This is a genomic window from Stenotrophomonas indicatrix (genome assembly GCA_041545745.1).
GTDB lineage: Bacteria > Pseudomonadota > Gammaproteobacteria > Xanthomonadales > Xanthomonadaceae > Stenotrophomonas > Stenotrophomonas indicatrix_A.
The window spans coordinates 2,181,584-2,201,342 of record CP168152.1 but is presented as its reverse complement, the minus strand read 5'-3'; the positions used below and the strand labels follow the sequence as shown (position 1 = coordinate 2,201,342).

Annotated in this window: 17 protein-coding genes; 4 read left to right on the top strand and 13 right to left on the bottom strand. The window is 65.3% G+C overall.

Annotation, left to right across the window (positions count from 1 at the left end; genetic code table 11):
- Positions 1-6 precede the first annotated feature (6 nt).
- Positions 7-135: a hypothetical protein gene (locus tag ACEF39_RS10150; protein WP_500287855.1), complete on the bottom strand. Its 129-nt coding sequence runs from the start codon at positions 133-135 to the stop codon at positions 7-9.
- Between the two features lie 276 nt (positions 136-411).
- Here ACEF39_RS10150 and ACEF39_RS10145 point away from each other — a divergent pair, with 276 nt between their 5' ends.
- The gene (locus tag ACEF39_RS10145; protein ID WP_500287854.1) at positions 412-1,281 is read left to right on the top strand and encodes a lysozyme inhibitor LprI family protein; all 870 of its coding nucleotides are present in this window, start codon (positions 412-414) and stop codon (positions 1,279-1,281) included.
- 187 nt (positions 1,282-1,468) lie between these two features.
- On the opposite strand, the gene ACEF39_RS10140 is transcribed toward ACEF39_RS10145, so the two are convergent.
- The 6 genes from ACEF39_RS10140 to ACEF39_RS10115 all read right to left on the bottom strand — a co-directional run bounded on the left by ACEF39_RS10140 (position 1,469) and on the right by ACEF39_RS10115 (position 7,711).
- Positions 1,469-2,218, bottom strand: coding sequence for a hypothetical protein (locus ACEF39_RS10140; RefSeq protein ID WP_500287853.1), 750 nt, complete (start codon positions 2,216-2,218; stop codon positions 1,469-1,471).
- A gap of 68 nt (positions 2,219-2,286) precedes the next feature.
- Positions 2,287-3,048: a heme ABC transporter ATP-binding protein gene (locus ACEF39_RS10135; protein ID WP_100552510.1), complete on the bottom strand. Its 762-nt coding sequence runs from the start codon at positions 3,046-3,048 to the stop codon at positions 2,287-2,289.
- On the bottom strand, positions 3,045-4,088 hold the full coding sequence (locus ACEF39_RS10130; RefSeq protein ID WP_500287852.1) for a FecCD family ABC transporter permease: 1,044 nt from the start codon (positions 4,086-4,088) through the stop codon (positions 3,045-3,047). Before ACEF39_RS10130 ends, ACEF39_RS10135 begins: the two co-directional genes overlap by 4 nt.
- Complete coding sequence (locus ACEF39_RS10125) at positions 4,085-5,131, bottom strand: heme/hemin ABC transporter substrate-binding protein (RefSeq protein WP_500287851.1); 1,047 nt, start codon at positions 5,129-5,131, stop codon at positions 4,085-4,087. The genes ACEF39_RS10130 and ACEF39_RS10125 overlap by 4 nt, the downstream gene beginning before the upstream one ends.
- Before the next feature lie 50 nt (positions 5,132-5,181).
- Positions 5,182-6,561: a YncE family protein gene (locus tag ACEF39_RS10120; RefSeq protein WP_500287850.1), complete on the bottom strand. Its 1,380-nt coding sequence runs from the start codon at positions 6,559-6,561 to the stop codon at positions 5,182-5,184.
- A 121-nt stretch (positions 6,562-6,682) separates the two neighbouring features.
- Positions 6,683-7,711, bottom strand: coding sequence for an alpha/beta hydrolase (locus ACEF39_RS10115; protein ID WP_500287849.1), 1,029 nt, complete (start codon positions 7,709-7,711; stop codon positions 6,683-6,685).
- A gap of 281 nt (positions 7,712-7,992) precedes the next feature.
- Here ACEF39_RS10115 and ACEF39_RS10110 point away from each other — a divergent pair, with 281 nt between their 5' ends.
- Positions 7,993-8,367: a hypothetical protein gene (locus ACEF39_RS10110; protein ID WP_500287848.1), complete on the top strand. Its 375-nt coding sequence runs from the start codon at positions 7,993-7,995 to the stop codon at positions 8,365-8,367.
- 83 nt (positions 8,368-8,450) lie between these two features.
- Here ACEF39_RS10110 and ACEF39_RS10105 read toward each other — a convergent pair whose 3' ends face one another.
- From ACEF39_RS10105 to ACEF39_RS10085, 5 genes are all read right to left on the bottom strand, one after another.
- Entirely contained in the window at positions 8,451-8,852 is a 402-nt protein-coding gene (locus ACEF39_RS10105; protein ID WP_180167028.1) for a DUF805 domain-containing protein, read from the bottom strand.
- An 87-nt stretch (positions 8,853-8,939) separates the two neighbouring features.
- Positions 8,940-10,238, bottom strand: coding sequence for a replication-associated recombination protein A (locus ACEF39_RS10100; RefSeq protein WP_500287847.1), 1,299 nt, complete (start codon positions 10,236-10,238; stop codon positions 8,940-8,942).
- 246 nt (positions 10,239-10,484) lie between these two features.
- Entirely contained in the window at positions 10,485-11,123 is a 639-nt protein-coding gene (gene lolA / locus ACEF39_RS10095; protein WP_176020732.1) for an outer membrane lipoprotein periplasmic chaperone LolA, read from the bottom strand.
- Positions 11,124-11,233: 110 nt separating this feature from the next.
- The gene (locus tag ACEF39_RS10090; RefSeq protein WP_500287846.1) at positions 11,234-13,174 is read right to left on the bottom strand and encodes a DUF3857 domain-containing protein; all 1,941 of its coding nucleotides are present in this window, start codon (positions 13,172-13,174) and stop codon (positions 11,234-11,236) included.
- Between the two features lie 41 nt (positions 13,175-13,215).
- Positions 13,216-15,579 (bottom strand): DNA translocase FtsK, encoded by a 2,364-nt coding sequence (locus ACEF39_RS10085; protein WP_500287845.1) that lies wholly within the window; start codon positions 15,577-15,579, stop codon positions 13,216-13,218.
- A gap of 232 nt (positions 15,580-15,811) precedes the next feature.
- Between ACEF39_RS10085 and trxB the strand changes: the two genes are divergently transcribed.
- Positions 15,812-16,783 carry a thioredoxin-disulfide reductase gene (trxB, locus tag ACEF39_RS10080; RefSeq protein ID WP_025877237.1) on the top strand — a complete coding sequence of 324 codons (972 nt, stop codon included), beginning with the start codon at positions 15,812-15,814 and terminating at the stop codon, positions 16,781-16,783.
- A 70-nt stretch (positions 16,784-16,853) separates the two neighbouring features.
- Here trxB and ACEF39_RS10075 read toward each other — a convergent pair whose 3' ends face one another.
- The gene (locus tag ACEF39_RS10075) at positions 16,854-18,236 is read right to left on the bottom strand and encodes an N-acetylmuramoyl-L-alanine amidase family protein (RefSeq protein WP_500287844.1); all 1,383 of its coding nucleotides are present in this window, start codon (positions 18,234-18,236) and stop codon (positions 16,854-16,856) included.
- Positions 18,237-18,581: 345 nt separating this feature from the next.
- Here ACEF39_RS10075 and ACEF39_RS10070 point away from each other — a divergent pair, with 345 nt between their 5' ends.
- Positions 18,582-19,706: a GNAT family N-acetyltransferase gene (locus tag ACEF39_RS10070; RefSeq protein WP_500287843.1), complete on the top strand. Its 1,125-nt coding sequence runs from the start codon at positions 18,582-18,584 to the stop codon at positions 19,704-19,706.
- Positions 19,707-19,759: the final 53 nt, after the last annotated feature.

Sequence of the window (19,759 nt, the reverse complement as noted above, 5' to 3'; positions counted from 1 at the left end):
GGCTGCTTACTTGTAGTCGTGCAGACGGCGGGCATCACCCACGGTCGCGGCATGCTGCTCTACGGTCGACACCCAGCCCTTCAGGGGCATCGCCGGGTCGGTGCGCGGCTTGCGCGGCCCGCCACGAATCAGCACTTCGGTCCAGCTGCCAGTTAATGGCAATCTCACCCCATGGCATATGGCGACTCATGCCGTTTCGCCGCCGCTTACTTGGTGAGCTCTGGCTTGGCCAGACAAGCCCTCGTCGCAAGGATGTCGCTAAAGCCCCGCCGCACAGCCTGCCTGCGGATCACTCGCTTGGACGTCGCAACAGCGCAAAGATCCGTGCAACCACGCTTTTCTCGGGCAGATGGCAGACCTGGATCTGCGCACAAGGCTACAAGCACTTGCCTGGGCGACCAGGCGCACCCAATGATTTCGTACGCCACCTGCGCAAGCACCCGAAGATCGATCCCGAGAAGCAAAAACGGCCTGACTTTGAATATCCTCGCTCTCATACTGACATCGACCAATCTCATTCACATCTTCACCACCGGACCGGAATTTGTCCGAGAGAATCCAAACAACTTCCACTGCAACCAGCCTGATGTAATCGCGAAAGCAGTGGAAAAAGTAAGATCCGAAGCCCAGGATCGCATGTATGTAGAGGGACTATCCCAACTTTCAACGCCCCGCAGATCAACCGACGACCTGGAGGAATTGGTTGATTCGATTCCAATCGATCTCAGAGTCACCCAGACCAAAGCGTCAGAAAGCGCCTTTGCGCTCATCGAGTGTGAAGCCACGATAGAGTTTGAAATTCCGGATCACACCATGAATTTGATACGCAGGGATCAACGCTCCAAGGACGTCACGACACGCGGCCACGCGCAACTCACCGACAAGGGAATTTTCTGGGGAAATTTTAGATTTGGGGTTGAATTTGACGGAAGGAGGCCAGCCATTGTCGAGCTGTCTGGCCTGCAATTTCCACAAGTCCTACTGTCAACCATTGCGATCACGATAGCGGACAGCGACATCATCCTTGAGCGTCGTCTGGCAGTGGTCGCTGCCGATTTCTACATTGTGGATAGAGACCTCAACTCCTTCTGGAGGGCGCTCTCGACACAGCAGCGCCTACGCATGCGGAGGTCGCAGCGCGAGTGGATTGTCGAGAAGATCAGAACCTGCAGCGATGTTGATGGAAAAGGTTACGAGTCCCTGCCGATCGTTGAGAAAATTGACGTTCTCACTTGCCATCGCAGAATGACAGAGGAGCGGCTGACACTGCTTTACAACTAGCCGCGCCTCGCAGAAAGGTGCGGCCACTGCCGTCAACATCATAGCCTTGGGCCCGAGCAGGTCAGCCACGCATACTGGGCATTCAGCAGTACAACATAGGTACCCCTGACGCTCCACATCGGCTTCGCCCATGAGCCTAGCCAGGATTGCGCCTCAAGACTGAATATCTTGAGTTCCCCAAACGCCCTTACTTGCAGTCGTGCAGACGGCGGGCGTCACCCACGGTCGCCGCTTGCTGCTCGACGGTCGACACCCAGCCCTTCAGGGACATCGCCGGGTCGGTGCGCGGCTTGCGCGGACCGCCATGGATCAGCACTTCGGTCCAGCTGCCGGTGGGCGCCAGTTCGGCCAGGCGCGCTGCCTGGTCTTCATCGGTACTGAAGGTGTCACCCGGCGCGGACGGCTTTGCGTTATTGACCGTCGCCTGCTTGCGCACGCGTACACGCAAGGCGCCGTCCGGCATGCGCTGGGTGGCCACCTCGTAGCGCTCCACGCCGTAGGCCCACTTGGATTCACCAAGGCGACGCGTCTCGGTGCCGTCATTGGCCACTTCGATCGACTCGCCGGTGACCGCGCCCAGCGCAGCAATGCCGCCGAAGCCGGCCATCATCGCCTCGTACGCCACCATCTGCCGCTGTTCGACCGACAGCTTGCTGGCGTCGGGCTTCATCCCAGGCAGATTGAGGTAGGCCGCTTTCTTGCACAACAGCAGCACACGCTTGTCCTCCCAGGCCATGCCGATCTCACCATTGCCGAAGTACTCGGTGGTGAACGATGAAACCGCTGCACCCTCGCCGGTCGAATGCCGTGTCTCAATCAGCGACGCCTGCTCGGATGCAGTCATCAACGAAACCTTGCTGGTTGCAGCGGCGCTTGCAGCGCCGACAACGCCGATCAAGGCGACAAACAGCGCGCAACGCGGGCGGGAGAGATTCATCAAGCCATTCCTTTGAAAAAATCGAGCCGCACATGATACGCGGCACAGCCTGGCATGCCCGCTTCGCCTCAGGTCACCACCACCAACGGCACACCGCGGCGCGGATGCTGCAGCACCACTACGTCCTGCTGGTAGACGCGCTGCAGATTGGCCTCGGTCAGCACCTCCGAAGGCGTGCCGTCAGCCGCCACCCTGCCCTGTTCCAGCAGCACGATGCGATCGGAGTACCCGGCCGCCAGGTTGAGGTCATGCAGCACCACGATCACGCACGCGCCCGCTTCGGCGCAGGCGCGCACGCTGCGCAGGGTGCGCTCCTGGTGGCGCAGATCCAGCGCAGCCGTGGGTTCATCCAGCAGCAGCAAGGGCGTGTCCTGTGCCAGCACGCGGGCGAAGGTGGTCCGTGCCGATTCACCGCCCGACAGCTGCTGCACTTCGCGCAGCCGCAGTGCCTGCAGTTCGGCAGCATCGATTGCGCTTTCCACCTGCGCATCGTCCACCTGCGGGTCCGGCGGATGCGGCAGGCGCCCCATCGCCACTACTTCTTCCACGCTGAAGGCGAAGCGCACGCCGTGTTCCTGCGGCATCACCGCACGTTCGCGTGCCAGCGGCCCGGCCTTGTAGTCGCGCAGCGGTCGTCCGTGCAGATGCACGTCGCCACCGTCGGCGCGCAGATCGCCGGCCGCCACACCCAGCAACGTCGACTTGCCGGCGCCATTGGGGCCCACCAGCGCCGTCACCGTGCCCGGCTGGAACGCAAGGGTAATGCCATGCAGAATCTCGCGCTGCTGGCGACGCACCACCACATCGCGCAATTGCAGAAAAGCGCTCATGCGGCCGCCTTGCGACGCTGCTGCAGCACCAGCCACAGGAAGAACGGTGCGCCCAGCGCGGCCGAGAACAGGCCCAGCGGAATCTCCGCAGGCGGATCCAGGGTGCGTGCAGCGGTATCGGCCACCACGATCAGCAGCGCACCCAGCAGGCCCGACAACGGCAGCAACCAGCGATGGCCGGGGCCAACCAGCAAGCGTGCCACGTGCGGTACCACCAGGCCGACGAAACTGATCGAGCCAGCGAACGCTACCGCAGCGCCGACCAGCAGCGCACTGAAGGCCACCAGCAGGCGCCGTGTACGCGCCACGTCCAGCCCCAGATGCTGTGCTTGGCGCTCGCCGAGCGCCAGCATGTCCAGCGGCGTGGCCAGGCGATGCAGTGCGAACGCGCCGATGGCGAACAGCGGCAGCACCGCCACCACATCAGCCCAGTTGGCCCGCGCCAACGAGCCCATCTGCCAGAACACCAGCGATTGCAGTTCGCTTTCGTTGGCGATGTAGGTGAGGAAACCGATCAATGCCGAGCAGAATGCGGCCATCGCAATGCCCACCAGCAACAGCGTGGCATTGCCACTGCCCTTGCCTGGTCGGGCCAAGGCGTAGGTCAGCCCGATCGCAGCAGCACCGCCAGCGAACGCCGCCACTGGCACCAGCCAACCGGCTGCACCCGCGGCACCGAGCACGATCGCCGCCACCGCGCCCAACGCAGCGCCCTGACTGACACCCACAATGCCCGGATCGGCCAGCGGATTGCCGAACAGACCCTGCAGGCTGGCGCCGGCCATCGCCAGCGCCGCCCCTACCATGGCACCCAGCAGCGCACGCGGAATGCGCAGCTGCCAGACCACGGCCAGGTCACGGCTGCTGACCGATTGCGGATCCAGCAGGCCCAGCTTCACCGCCAGCGCCTGCATCACTTCCAGCGGCGGCAGCCGCAGCGGACCCACGGCGAACGACGCCAGCACCGCGCCCAGCAGCGCGATCAGCGCAATCAACAACATCGTCCGCCCGCGACGGCGGCGCCGATCCGCAGGAGTCATGCCTTCGGCAGCGCCGCCAGCGCCTGGGCCAGGGCCAACGCGCCCGCACCGGAACCGATGCTGGCGTACTTCAACTGCGCATCCGGCATCACCCACACCCGGTTGGCCTGTCCGGCCGGGGTCTGCTTCAGCGTCGGGTAGGCCTTCCACAGGCCTTCAGCGCCACCGAACAGCTGCAGGTCGTGCTCGGTCACCAGGATCACGTCCGGCGCCGCCGCGACCACGCCTTCGTTGCTCAGCTGCGAATAGTTGGCCACGCCGGCCTCGGTGCCGATGTTGAGGCCCCCGGCCAGTGCGATCAGCTTGGCCGATGCGCTGTCGGCGCCGGCCACGGTGGGCGAACCGCCCGCTCCCGTCGCCGACACATGAATCACCCGCGGCGCATGCGCCAGACCCTTGCCGATCGCGGCGGCCTCATCCAGCTGGCGCTGCACCTGCGTGGCCAGGGTCTGCCCTGCGTCGGCCACGCCGAGCACGGCGGCGATCTTGCGCACCTTGTCCGGCGCCGGCTGCAGGTCATCGATCACCACTGCAGGCTCGCCCACTTCGCGCAGCTTCTTTGCCAGTTCGGTGTGGCGACGCAGGCTGTTGCCGATGAACAGCGAGCCCTGCAGGCTCAGCACGCCCTCCACGCCGGTCGTGCGGTTGAACAGGAACTGGTGCGGCGCAGCCAGGCCTGCGTGGGTGGTGGTGTTGGTCGGCGCGGCGAACACCTGCTTGCCCAGCCCCAGCGCCTCGATCACTGCGATGATGTCGTCACCGCCGGCAATGATCCGGCTGCTGTCACCCACTTCCACATCGGCGCCATCGTCGGACTGCACCTTGGTCGGCAGCACCGCCTGCTGCCCCGGCAGTGCCGGCACGTCGCTGCCTGCCACCCGCTGCCAACCCGCGGGAAGTACTGCCGCCTTGGCGGTGGCGGCCGCCGGTGCTGCTGCGTCTGGGTTGCCGGCAGACGGCGGCGCTTTGTCGCCACAGGCGGCCAGCACCAATGAAACGGCAATCGGGAGCGCGCACTGGCGCAGGCGGGAAGCGATGTTCATGCAGATTCTCCTTGCTGGCAGAGCGGCGGGGTGCCGCCCTGCCCTGTGGCTTACGGCTGGCGCAGGCTGATGCGGGTGATGCGGTCACCCTTCGGATCCTCAGCGCCACGCGACTTGTTCACGGCGAAGACATTGCCCTTGCCATCGGCGCGGACGTGATTCGGGAAGGTGCCGCCATCGAGGTTGCCGACCACCTTGCCATCACGATCGACGGCAGTGACCGTGCCGGCGCCGCGATTGGTGACGTAGGCCAGGCCGCTCTTCGCATCGAAGGCCACGTTCAGTGCGCCGGCGCCGACCGGCACGTCGTGCACGACCTTGCCGCTGGCCACGTCGACGACCAGCAGGTTGTCGGTACCCTGCGAGGCCACGTAAAGGCGGTTGCGCTCGGCATCGAATGCAACGCCCGAAGCGCTGATCGAATTACCCAGGTCGATGACCTTGTCGACCTTGCCGCTGGCGACATCGATCACCGCCGCTTCCGGCGTACCGATGCTGACCGTGAACAGCTTGCCGCTTGGCTCATCCAGCACCAGGCTCATCGGCACGAATTTCTCATCGTCCACGCCGGAGGCCAGGGTGATCGGCTCCAGTGCCTTCAGTGTCTTCGCATCGAACACCGACAAGTGGTCTTCGCCGGTGGCCGAGGCGAACACCTTGCCGTGCGTGCTGTCGACCACGACGTCGCGAGCGTGCGGCACGGTACCGACCGGGAACTGGTGGACCAGCGACAGATCCGCCTGGCGATAGACGGCCACGGTGTCCTGGCGGGTGTTGCTGACCCAGACGTTGCCATTGGCATCATCCACGCCCACGCCATACACCGCGAACACTGCACCGTTGGTGCTGCCCGGCACCTGCGCCGGGGTGATGGCCTTGGTCACCTTCAGCGACTTCGGGTCCAGTTTCAGCAGCTGCGACTGGGTGACCGGCGGGCGGCCGACGGCCGAGGTCACGAACACTGCGTTGCTGGCGGCGCTGTAGGCCGACTGGTACAGGCCCGGCACCAGCTTGTTGGACTGGGTGGCGAACTTCGCCTGGCCCGACAGCGGCAGCTGCGGCGACACACGCAGCTTCAGCACGGCTGCGGCGGCCGGCTGGCTGGCGCGCACCATCACCGGGTGAGTGCCCGGCACCGCGTCGGCCGGAATGGCCAGCTGGGTCTTGAAGTTGCCATCGGCATCGACCACCACCGGCTGGCTGTTGAGCACGGTATCGCCACGCAGCAGGCTGACCTGCTGGCCCGGCACGAAGCCGCGGCCGGTGACATCGGCGGTGCTGCCGGGAACCACGTTCTCACCGCGTGAGACAACCTGGCCCTTGAAGGTAGCGCTGGCCGGCTGGTCGAACACCGGCTGTGCGGTGGCTGTAACTGCCAGCAGCAGGCCGGCAGCCAGGGAAGTGAGACGGAAAGACGGACGGAACGACATGGAAGGCTCCTTGCACACGTAGGCCGCGCCTCGTGGCGCGGGATTCATCGGTTGCCTTGGCCACTGCACATCGACAGTCCGCCTGGGTAGTGGGGTCGCACGGCACTGCCGTGCGAGGGGTTCATTCGGCGGCGTTGTCACCACCGGTTGACTGGCCGTCATCGGCACTGCGATCGGTCAAGCCATACAGTTCATGCAGCGCCGCGTGGAAGGACGCCGGCAGCATCGGGCCATGGCCCAGGCCCGGGAACTCGCGGTACTGCACGCTCAGCCCCGGCACCTTGCCCAGGCGCTCGGACAGCTGCATCGCCGCATCCGGGGTGGCGCCACCAATGCGGCGCAGATGCGCGACCACGCGCGGATTGCTCATGTCGCGCTTGCCACGGTCGCCGACGCGCTCGGCACCGCCCAGCATCAGCCACACCTTTGCTGGCTGGCCATGCACGTTCTGCACGAACTGCTGCTCGATGTCACCCAGCGGCGCCCCCTGGCTCCACCACAATGACGGACTGGCACTGAGGTAGTACTGGAAGGCGGCCGGACGGGTGTACAGGCTGCTGAGCACGAACAGGCCGCCCAGCGAATGGCCCCACAGGGCCTGCTGCTGGCGATCGATGTTGGCGCGGCGTTCCACTTCGGGCTTGATGCGGCGCTCGATCATGTCCAGGAAGGCCGCTGCGCCGCCGCCGACAGCCTGCGTCCTGCCGCTTTCATCATCGGCGCGATCGATCCACGCGGTGTAGTCGCGGGTGCGCGACGCCGAATCGATGCGCAGGTCGTTGTCGTAGCCGATCAGCACCAGCACCGGCGGCGCCTTGCGTGCGGCCAGCTCGGCCAGCAGCGGCTGGTCCAGCACCATCGCCACGGCGTTGCCGTCCAGTGCGTACAGCACCGGCGATGGCGCCTTGGCGGCCTTGGCCGGAATCGCCACATTCACCCGCCAGCGGCGCTGCTGGTCGGGGCTGTCGATCACGAAACGCTCGAAGCGATAGCTGGCCGCCGGTGCATCGAGCACGGTCTGGCCCATCTTCTGCAGCGGATTGCGTTGCTGCGCGTATGCGTACGGGGTAGCCAGGAGCAGGCCCATCATCAAGGCGGCCAGGCCGGACAGCAGCGGGCCGCGGCACGGAGGCAGGACGGAAGACTTCATCAGTGACGGCGAAAGCGGCACACGGCCACCGGTTCACAAGGGACCGCAGTCTACCTTAAACGCGAATGATTATCACATCGATCAAACGTCACACTGTGTATCACGCGCGCGCCAGTACGTGCGCCAGCGCTTGCGCCAGCGCTTGCGCCGGAAGTCCGGGTTCATCTACTTTTCCTGCCAACGGGGCGCAGGAATCGCCCCGCCCTCGCGGGTGCCTGCCTGGACCCGCCCATCAGCTCCACAACCCGCATGGGATCGGATCCCATGATTGTGAGAACACCTTGAAGCACAAAGCACTGATCGCACTCTTTGCCGGCCTCCTCGCTCCGCTGGCCGGTCACGCCGCGCCAAGCCTTGCCGGGCTGTATTCGGCCTATGAAGAGGCCGGCTATTCCTCCCTTGGACTGGAACAGCTCAACCAGACCGTGCAGTTCACGGCGGTGAGCCTGGGCGCCTCCAGCAACCTGCAGGGCGAGCCGATCCTTGAGGCGGGCGACGAGGATGGCCAGGTGCTGGCCCGCCTGACCGCTTCCGATGACGAGCAGAACGCCAAGCTTGCAGCGATGGAGGAAGGCGTTTCCTTCACCGCCAGCTGCACGCTGCAGTTCAGCTCGGGATCGGACTATCTGGCGTTGGGCGACTGCGTACTGCAGTAACAGCCCGGCACCACTGACAGCAGCGCAGAAACGACGAAGCCGGCTCAGAGCCGGCTTCGTTGCATGAGGCGACGTTGGCGACCTCAGGGGCCAGTAGGCACCGGGCCGTACGGGTTGTCCTGCGGCGTGCCTGGCAGCAGCGCAAAGATCAGGATCACCAGGCCACCACCCGGCACCAGGGCCAGCAGATACAGCCAGCCGGACTGGCCGCAGTCATGCAGGCGGCGCACAGTCACTGCGATAAGCGGCACGATCGTGGCCAGCCAGAGCAGACCCACCAGCGCCAGTGCCCCGATCGTGATTCCGGCCATCCAGCTGGAATCGGCGTCCAGCACAAGACCAGCCACAAGCGCCACCGTCAGCGCGATCAAGCCCACCGCAGTTCCCGCCAGCAACAGAAACAGCTGGAACATCCAGTACTCGCGGCGATTGGCGCGACCCTCGAACTGGGCGTAGCGCTTCAACGGCAGAATCATTTCCTGCACGGCATCGTTCCTTGAAAAACGGGGCCGCGCAGTCTGCCAAATGCGTACAGGCAGGGCAATGAGAAACCTTGCATGAAGCGAACCGGGCTATGCGCCCTTGGCCGCCCTCGCCGCCTCGCGCTCAGCGCGCAGCCGGTCCAGCTTTTCCTTCAGCTTGATCTCCAGCCCGCGCGGCACCGGGTTGTAGTACACCCGCTCGCCCATCGCATCGGGGAAGCCAGTCTGGTCCAGCGCGATGCCGCCCTCGGCGTCGTGGTCGTACTGGTACTCGGCGCCGTAGCCCAGCTCTTTCATCAGCTTGGTCGGTGCGTTGCGCAGGTGCAGTGGCACTTCTTCGGTACCGCTGTCGCGCACATCGGCCTTGGCCTGGTTGAAGGCGGCATAGCCGGCATTCGACTTGGCGGTGCTGGCCAGGTACAGCACCAGCTGGGCGAAGGCGAGCTCGCCCTCCGGGCTGCCCAGCCGCTCGTAGATGTCCCACGCTTCCAGCGCCATGCTCTGTGCGCGCGGGTCGGCCAGGCCGATGTCTTCGATGGCCATGCGGGTCAGCCGGCGTGCCAGATACGACGGATCACAGCCGCCGTCGAGCATGCGCGTGAGCCAGTACAGCGCGGCATCGGGATTGGAGCTGCGCACGGATTTGTGCAGCGCAGAGATCTGGTCGTAGAACTGCTCGCCGCCCTTGTCGAAGCGGCGGGTGCGGTCGGCCAGCACCTGGGTGAGGGTCTGCGGGGTGATGCGACCGCCCTCCCCGCCCGCCAGTTCGGCGGCGATTTCCAGCAGGGTCAACGCACGACGCACGTCGCCATCGGCAGCGGTGGCGATTTCCAGCAGCAGCTCCGGCGCAACCTCGATGTGTTCCTCGCCGAGGCCACGCTCGCGATCGCCCAATGCACGCTCCAGCGCTTCAACGATGTCGGTCGGCGAGACGCCTTCCAGCACGTGCACGCGGCAACGCGACAGCAGCGCGGAGTTCAACTCGAACGACGGGTTCTCGGTGGTGGCGCCAACGAACAGGATGGTGCCGCGCTCGATATGCGGCAGGAACGCATCCTGCTGCGCCTTGTTGAAGCGATGCACTTCGTCGACGAACAGCAGCGTGCGACGGCCTTCGGCGAAGCGCTGCGCGGCCTCTGCCAGCACCTGGCGCACCTCCGGCAGGCCGGACAGCACCGCGGAAATGGCACGGAATTCGGCGTCGGAGTATTCAGCCAGCAACAACGCCAGCGTGGTCTTGCCGCAGCCGGGCGGCCCCCACAGGATCATCGAATGCACCCGCCCGGATTCGACCGCGCGACGCAGCGCACTCTCCGGCGCGAGCAGACGCTTCTGCCCGACCATTTCGTCCAGGGTGCGCGGGCGCATGCGCTCGGCCAGCGGGCGCATGTGCTCCCGATCGACACTCAGCAGATCGGGTCCGGGGAATGAAGTGGAACGATGTCTTGGCACCCGGTCATTGTACCGCGAGAGCGTGCCAACCAAGGTTGGCACCTACCAACGGCGGTAGCGCCGGGCCGTGCCCGGCGGACCATGATCGGTAGTGCCGGCCGCTGGCCGGCAGATCAGAAACGTGTCAACCAAGGTTGACACCCACCAGAGCAGTTTGCGCCGGGCCATGCCCGGCGACCGCGATCAGTTGCCGATGACGTCGGTGCCGGCCGGCGGGGTGAAGCGGAAGGTGTTGGCGGCGAAGCTGGGGTTGCGCTTCCAGCCGCTGAAGCTGATCACGGTGCGCTGGCCGACGGCGTCGGTAATCTCCATCTTCGCCAGACCCTGGGCATTGAAGCCGAGCGCGGCGTACTGGAAGCTGGCTTCGGTCTCGCGCTTCGGCGACAGCGACAGCCACTGCAGGCCGTCGCGCTGCGCGGCCTCTTCGCTGACGTCGTACTGCTGCTCCAGCAGTGCCGGGTTGATCAGCGCGGTCAGCGGGCTGTTCTGCTCTTCCTTGCCCTGCTCGCGCACGGTCGCCTGCTCCAGGTCCGGCTCGAACATCCACACCTTCTTGCCATCAGCCACGATCAGCTGCTCGTGCGGGCGCACGTATTCCCAGCGGAACAGGCGCGGTGCCGACAGGGCGACGCGGCCGCTGGTGGATTCCTTGACCTTGCCACGGCTGTCGAACACCTGCTGGCTGAACTGCCCATCCAGGCCCTTCAGGCCGGTGGTGAAAGTCTTCAGGTCATCACGGGCGCCGGCCCAGGCGCTGCCGGCAGCGGCGCAGGCCACGGCCAGGGTGGTGGTGGCGAGGAAACGGCGGAGGCGAAGGTTCATGCAGGAATCCTGTGGGCGCGCGGCCAGGAAAGTTGGGTGCCAGTGTGCCCGGCAAAAGATGAATGGGCGATCAGGACGCCATTATGACGCCCTGATCGCTGATCGGCGATTCAGCCACCAGTGCCCGGCAGCTTGCCGTACAGCACCTGGCCACGGAAGCCGCGGCGTACCTCGCGGAACAGTGCGCGGAACGCGGCATAGTCCTGCGGCTGGCACAGCGCCTCGGCGCCGCGCACCGCGTTCTGCTGCAGGCGGTGATGCACGGTCACTTCCTGGCCCTGCCGGCTCCAGTCGACCCGGTACTCGCCGGCCGCATTGGCAAACCGCTGGCTGCGCGGAACCGCGATGATCGGGGCATTGGCCGGGAACTGCAGGCGATAGGTTTCCTCGCGCAGGCTGGCATTGCAGTAGAACGGCGTCTCGTTGTCCGGCGCCGAGGCACTGGCATACAGCCCGCGCACCGATTCACCACCGGGCGGATCGGGCACGGCCATGCCGCCGGCCACATCGAAGTCCACGTAGTCCTCGGCCTGGAACGCCATGCGATAGCCGAACGGCCGGGTCAGGTCGACCGGCACACCCTGCAGCTGCAGCTGGCCGCGGCCATCGAAACCGGACGCGGCCATGATCGATTCTTCAGCGCGCGCCCGGTTCTGTGCATTGAGCTGGGCGAACTGCGCGCGCATGCCGATCTCGGCGTTGTCGCTCAGCTGCGGCACCGTCTCGCCACGCAGGTTGCCCTGCGCGTCAAAGGTGAAACGCACGTCCATCACCGTCGCGTTGCGCTGCGGGTCGTTGGCAGGTGTGCGCGCCAGAGTGGCATCGCGGGTGTGCAGCACCGGCGCGCCGAGGTCGCCATCGGGCAACTGGCCGAAGCGCGCCCAGGCACTGGTCGAATCCAGGTACAGATCGAACTCGGGCACGTAGGTGATGGCGTGGTTGAAGCGGCCCAGCAGCGGAATCTTCGGCAGCGTTGGCCCACCGCCGGCACCGATCAGCACCGGCGAACTGGTGATGCCCTTGGCCGCCAGCAGCGCCTCGAGGATCGTTACGTGGTCCTTGCAGTCGCCATAGTGGTTGTCGAGGATGCTCTGCGCGCTGTTCGGCTCCAGGCCGCCATTGCCCAGGTACACCGCCACGTAGCGGATGTTCTGCGCGACCCAGCGATACAGCGCATCCGCCTGCGCGCGACGGTCGCTGATGCCGGCGGTGACTTCATCGGCCAGCGCCTGGATCTCCGGGGTGACCTGTGCGGCCGGCCCTGCTTTCAGTTGATAGGCGCGACCCATCTGCGCCCAGTCGCGGTAGGTACTGGCCATGATGTTCGGCCCGAACTCCCACACCGCCGCCGACCAGTTCTGCGCCTGCATCGGCTCGCGGCGCTGGTAGCGCCAGCGCCACTGCGCCTGGCCGTTCTTCACCACCGGGCGATCACTGCCCTGCACGCCACGGCTGTCCACGTGCATCGGCAGGTTGGCCGGCGCGCTGAGCGTCACCTCGGCATCGTCGTACTGGGTGAACACATTGAAGGTTTCCCACAGGCCGAAGTAGCCCGGGAAGTACGGCGTCAGCTGGGTGCGCCGCACCTGATAGAACAGCCGCGTGCCCGGCGCCAGGTTGGGGAACACGATCACCCGTACCTTGCGGTCGGCATACATCGCGGCCGAGGCGCTGGAATAGCTTTCCTGAGTATAGATGCGGTCAGCCGGCACCTCGCGACGCTGGCCGTCGGCGGTCAGCGTGTAGGCGTTGACCACGTCCAGCGTTTCCATCTTCTCGCTGTAGCTCAACCGCACCTGGCTGAACTGCTCCACCGCTGCCTTGGTCTTGAGCAGGATCTCGTAGGTTTCAGTCTGTACGTTGCCGGCATCGGCACGCACCTGGTAGTCGGCGCGATAGCGGACGAAGCTGAAGTTGTTGCTGGCCTCGGCATCGCTGCCGGTGGACGGCGGCGCGACCGCAGGTGCAACCGTCGCGGCGGCATCGGCCAGCGCCGGGCCGGCTGCCAGCAGGCAGGCCAGCGCCAGCGCGCAGGAAACGGGTTGAAGCATGCGTCGGTTCCTTGGACGTCGGGAGTGCGGCAGGGCTCGACTTACTTCGGCGGCGGCGGTGCCAGCACCGTGCGGTCACCGTTGTGTTCGGGCGAACTGACCACACCGGCCGCTTCCATGGCCTCGATCAGTCGCGCCGCGCGGTTGTAGCCGATCTTCAGGCGACGCTGCACGCCGGAAATCGAAGCGCGACGGGTCTCGGTGACCACGCGCAGTGCTTCGTCGTACAGCGGGTCGGACTCATCGCCGCCACCGGAACTGGTCTCCGGCAGGCCGGTCGCACCGACCACCACGCCATCGCCCATCGTCTGCACTTCGTCCAGCACGCCGTCGACATAGTCGGCCGGCCCCATTGCCTTGAGGTGCTCGACCACGCGATGCACTTCCTCATCGGACACGAAGGCGCCGTGAACACGCTCGGGCATCGCCGTGCCGGGTGGTAGATACAGCATGTCGCCGTGACCGAGCAGCGTCTCCGCGCCGGACTGGTCGAGGATGGTGCGCGAATCGATCTTCGAGCTGACCTGGAAGGCGATGCGGGTGGGAATGTTGGCCTTGATCAGGCCGGTGATGACGTCCACAGACGGGCGCTGGGTGGCCAGGATCAGGTGGATGCCGGCCGCACGCGCCTTCTGCGCGAGGCGCGCGATCAGCTCTTCGACCTTCTTGCCGACGATCATCATCATGTCGGCGAATTCGTCGATGAAGATGACGATGAACGGCAGCGTCTCCAGCGGCCGCGGCGCCTCGCCCAGCTCCGGATTCGGCTTGAACAGCGGGTCCATCATCGGCTGGCCAGCGTCCTGCGCGTCCTTCACCTTCTTGTTGAAGCCGGCCAGGTTGCGCACGCCTACCGCGCTCATCAGCTTGTAGCGGCGCTCCATCTCGGCCACGCACCAGCGCAGGCCGTTGGCGGCCTCCTTCATGTCGGTGACCACCGGCGCCAGCAGGTGCGGGATGCCCTGGTAGACGCTCAGTTCGAGCATCTTCGGGTCGATCATCAGCATCCGCAGGTCTTTCGGCGACGCCTTGAACAGCAGGCTCAGCACCATCGCGTTGACCGCCACCGACTTGCCCGAGCCGGTGGTACCGGCGACCAGCAGGTGCGGCATGCGCGCCAGGTCGGCCACGGTCGAGCGGCCGGCGATGTCCTTGCCCAGCGCGAGGGTCAGCGAACTGGCCGACTTGTCGTACTCCTTCGAGCGCAGCAACTCGGACAGGTAGATCATCTCGCGGGTGACGTTGGGGATTTCCAGGCCGATCACCGACTTGCCCGGGATCACATCGACCACACGCACCGACTTGACCGACAGGCCGCGGGCGATGTCCTTGTCCAGCGAACTGATCTGGCTGACCTTGATGCCCGGCGCCGGCTCGATCTCGAAGCGGGTGATGACCGGGCCGGGGTTGGCGCCGACCACCTGTGCATCGATGCGGAAATCCTTGAGCTTGAATTCGATCTGCCGCGACAGCGCGTCGAGGGTGTCCTTGTCATAGCCCACGGGCTGCGGCTTGGGATCATCCAGCAGGGCCAGCGGCGGCAGGTCCGAGCCGTCGCCGTTGACGCCACGGAACATCGGGATCTGATTGTCGCGCTTGGCCCGATCACTTTTTTCGATCACCGGCTCGGGGCGCGGTTCGATCTTCACCGGTTCGCGCTTGGCGCGCACTTCGGCATCGGCCTTGCGCACTTCCTGGCGCTCCTCGCGCATCACGCGGGTCTGCTGCCACTCGGTGGCCTGCTCCTTCTTGCGCTCCAGCAACGGCGCCAGTGACATCACGCCGCGACCGATCTTCTCCATCACCACGAACCAGGACAGGCCTGTGGCCAAGGTGATCGAGGCCAGCAGCAGCACCAGCACGAACAGGTTCGCACCCAGCGCGCCGAAGCCCACACTGAGCGAATTGCCGACCAGCTTGCCGAGAATGCCGCCGGCATGGGAGACGTCGCCACTGAACAGGCGCACGTGCAGGAAACCGGTGCCGGCGATCAGGAAGCCGACCAGGCCGACCAGCCGCAATGCGGGGTCCAGATCGTTCTCGCCCTTGCTCTCGCGCTTGAGGCCGAACATCGCGATCCAGGCCAGCGCGCCCAGCACCACCGGCAGCAGGAAGGCGATGTAGCCGAACAGCTGCAGCAGCACGTCGGCAATCCACGCACCCGCGCGGCCGCCCATGTTGTGTACCGGCGCGACCACGCTGCCGGTGTGCGACCAGCCCGGATCGGTGGCTGAATAGGTGAAAAGGCTGGCAGCCAGATACAGCAGCGCCGGCGCGATGGCGATCAGACCCAGGTCGCGCCAGAGGCGCTGACGGCGTGGATTGTCGGTCGTGGCCGCCGCCGCCGAGCGACGCGATGCCTTTTTGTCGTCGGACTTGGAGCGTTCGGGGACCTGCTTCGCCACCTTAGACCATACCTTTGGAATGCGCTGTTAGTGTTTGATAATAAACGAGACGGCGTCAGTTTTCAGTTATCCGTTACCGCACAAGCGGGGACAGGGCCCGAAACCGCCCGTGGATGGCGCTGTTCTGTTCATCGGCTTGAATCGCCCTGCCCCAGCCGCCACTCTATGACCAGCCAAGGATGCTGTGCAAACATCGCCGCGCCTTGTCCCATCTACCTTTTCGCGAGTCTACATGAGCACCAGCCTGCCCTCCCGCCACCAGCGTCTTGTCATCCTCGGTTCCGGCCCGGCCGGTTGGACCGCTGCCGTCTACGCTGCCCGCGCCAACCTGAAGCCGGTCGTCATCACCGGCCTGCAGCAGGGTGGCCAGCTGATGACCACCACCGAAGTGGACAACTGGCCGGGTGACGCCCACGGCCTGATGGGCCCGGACCTGATGGCGCGCATGCAGGCCCACGCCGAGCGCTTCGAGACCGAGGTCATCTTCGACCACATCCACACGGCGGATCTGTCGCAGCGCCCGTTCAAGCTGATCGGCGACAGCCACGAGTACACCTGTGACGCCCTGATCATCTCCACCGGCGCGACCGCCAAGTACCTGGGCATCCCGACCGAAGACGAGTTCAAGGGCCGCGGCGTCTCCGCCTGCGCCACCTGCGACGGCTTCTTCTACCGTGACCAGGACGTGGTCGTGGTTGGCGGCGGCAACACCGCCGTGGAAGAAGCGCTGTACCTGTCCAACATCGCCCGCAAGGTCTACCTGGTCCACCGCCGCGACACCCTGAAGGCGGAAAAGATCATGCAGGACAAGCTGTTCGCCAAGGTTGAAGCCGGCAAGATCGAAACTGTCTGGCACCACCAGGTGGAGGAAGTGCTGGGCAACGAGGCCGGCGTGACCGGCGTGCGCGTGAAGTCGACCCTGGACGGCAGCACCCGCGACATCGACGCACACGGCTTCTTTGTGGCCATCGGCCACCACCCGAACACCCAGCTGTTCGACGGCCAGCTGACCATGAACAACGGTTACCTGGAAATCCGTTCGGGCCTGGGCGGCAACGCCACCCAGACCTCGGTGGAAGGCGTGTTCGCCGCCGGCGACGTGGCCGACCAGCACTACCGCCAGGCGATCACCTCGGCCGGCTTCGGCTGCATGGCTGCACTGGACGCAGAGCGTTACCTGGATGCACAGGGCAAGGCCAGCTGAGGCTGGCTTCTGTAGCGTCGAGGAATGGTTGACTCGAAGCGGGCGCGAAAGCGCCCGCTTCACAAAGCACTCAACCTGCCGTCGCGGGCTCCACACCGGCAGGGCTGATCGGAGCCCCATTCGATCCGCGCGACGTTCGGATGCACTGCACGACGTGGCGCACAGACGGCGATTTCACGCCATCGGCGTCCACGACCCGCGTATCCCACAGAATTGGCGCACTCCCGGCGTTCTCGCACCGCAGGGTGATCTGGCTGGGTTTGTCGTCGGGGGTAGTGATGTGAACCTTTCCGTCGCTACAGGTCCATCCGGGCGGGCAGCCCACGTTCGTGGTGACCAGTTCGATGGGGTACTGCGGATAGCCCTCGAAGGCGACATCAACCTGCTGTGAGCTTCCCTGGGGCAACTGGATTCCCTGGATGGGCTCGGCCTTCAACGGAACGCAGCCCTTGCCTTCGCGGAAGAGCCGGTAGCCCTTCTCGACTCCCTTCATGGAGGCAGTGCGGAACACTGGATCCAGCAAGGCGGCTGCGTCTTCAGCATTTGTGTGGAACGCCATCTCGATCACAACCGAGGGCATGTGTGCGAACCCGTTCTCGCCATGGCGGGCGGCCTCTGACTTTGCCGCAACTGGAAACTCTGTGTATGCGTCCTGCGCAGTAATGAGTTCATGCATATAGCACAGCGCCATATCGCCCAATTCACGATCTGCTTGCTTGTTTGCGTGGTAGTACGCTCGCGTGCCTCGGGCAGAGGGTGAGTCGCTTGCATTGGTATGAAGGCTGAGCATGCCCTCCACCGCCAGATGATTGGCGTAGTAAGGCCGCGACCTGATGTCGTCTTTTACCTCCCTATCCCTCTCCGTACTGTTGGCAAAGTGATGCCAGATGTCGGTGCGGTCAGGGAGCAGGTTCATAAGATGATAGCGTGCGGACATCTCACTCCACGGCCTCATCGAATCCGGGTGAAGATCGCCCGTATTGCGGCGAGCCCGATACACTGACGCCGAACCCCTGTCCTGAAGGAAGGTCTGCAGCTCCTCCGCGTACCCGGGAGTGATGAGATCCTCTCGAATGCCGTGACTGAGCGGACGCTGGAATTCCCACTCCCGGCCGGGATGAATGCTCACCAGGCCATGACTGGCTGACACAAGTACCGAGTTTCCTAATGGCGCCACCCCCTGCCTGAACTGTAAGTCGCGCTGAAAGTAGTGCGAGTAAGGCTTCCCCCCGTAGACGATCTCGGTCACTACTTCCCCCGCACCAGCCTGCAGTGCATAAGCTGCCAGCGCAGTCCTGATCCGCTGCTCGATATCCTCAAACGAGTGATCGTCTTCGCCATCCAGAATCCGCCGATCCAGATCAATGACCAGTACCTGCCGCACCAGATCAACCGACGCCGTCACGGCAAGGTTGGCCGACTTGGAGCGTGCCAGCTGGAAGCGGTCAAGCATGCGCTGCCCCTCCCGGGTCAACATAAGATCAAGCGCCACATCTGTGGCCTGCTCTGGCGGAACAACTTCGACGGACGCAGCAGGGCAGGAACTAGATGCTGCGAGAAGTAGCCCAAGAACTGCCGTCGGAATGATAGATCTCCGTTTCATGCTTAACTCCTGTGCGATGGACTGATGCACGCTTGCGTGCGCGCATCTGAGCGTTGCCCATCCATCCGCTAGGGATCAGCACTTCACTCCACATTGCTGCAGTTTTCGTAAAACCCTCAGGGCCAATTGCGGCGCCAGAACGCCACGAACGAGAACGTTTGGCACTGATTACCTCACCTGCCCTATCCTCTCCCCATGCCCACCGCCCGCTTCCTCGACTCCCTGCAGCCCGTTCCCGCCACCGACTGGGATAGCCTGCACGATGGCCGCAACCCGTTCGTCAGCCACGCATTCCTTGCCGGCCTGGAAACCTACGGCTGCCTGCGCGAGGACTGGGGTTGGCAGCCGCAGCACTTCACCCTGTGGGACGGCCACACCCTGGTCGGCGCCGTTCCCGGCTACCTGAAGACCAATTCCCACGGTGAGTTCGTGTTCGACCACGCCTGGGCCAATGCCTATGCGCGGCACGGACGCGACTACTACCCGAAGTGGCTCGGCGCGGTGCCGTACTCGCCGGTGACCGGCCCGCGCCTGCTGGCCCGTGACGATTCGCAGCGCACCATGCTGTTGACGGCACTGCGCGAACAGATGCCCGCACTCGGCGTGTCGTCGGCACACATCAATTTCCACACGGCAGCTGACGAGACCGCCTTCGGCGACGACTGGCTGCTGCGCGAGGACATCCAGTTCCAATGGCAGAACCCGGGCGACTGGAGCACGTTCGAGCAGTTCCTCGACGCCATGAACCACAAGCACCGCAAGAACATCCGCCAGGAGCGGGCCAAGGTCACCCGACAGGGCATCAGCTTCCGGGTGGTGCATGGCGACGAAGCGAGCCGCGCCGATCTGCAAGCCATGTACCGCTTCTACCTGCAGACCTTCCTGGAATACGGCAACGCGCCAGCGCTGACCGAAGCGTTCCTGCGCCACTTGGCGATTTCACTGGGCCGAGGGCTGGTGCTGTTCCTGGCCGAACAGGACGGCGAACCCATTGCCGGTGCGCTGTGCCTGCGTGGTGGCGACACGCTCTACGGCCGTTACTGGGGCGGCGCCACCCTGCCCGGCCTGCACTTCGAGGCCTGCTACTACCAGAGCATCGAATACTGCCTGCGCGAGCGGATAGCCCGCTTCGAGCCGGGCGCGCAGGGTGAGCACAAGCTGGCACGCGGCTTCCTGCCCACCATCGTGCGCAGCCGGCACTGGGTAGCCGACGCGGACTTCGCCGAGGCACTGCAGGACTGGTGCCGACAGGAGCGACGCGATGTGCGGCGCTACCAGCAGGAGCTGCAGGGGCATGGCCCGTTTCGTGCGGAACCGTAGCGCCGGAGAAGCCTGCCAACCAAGGTTGGCATCTACCACAGCAATGGCGGGGA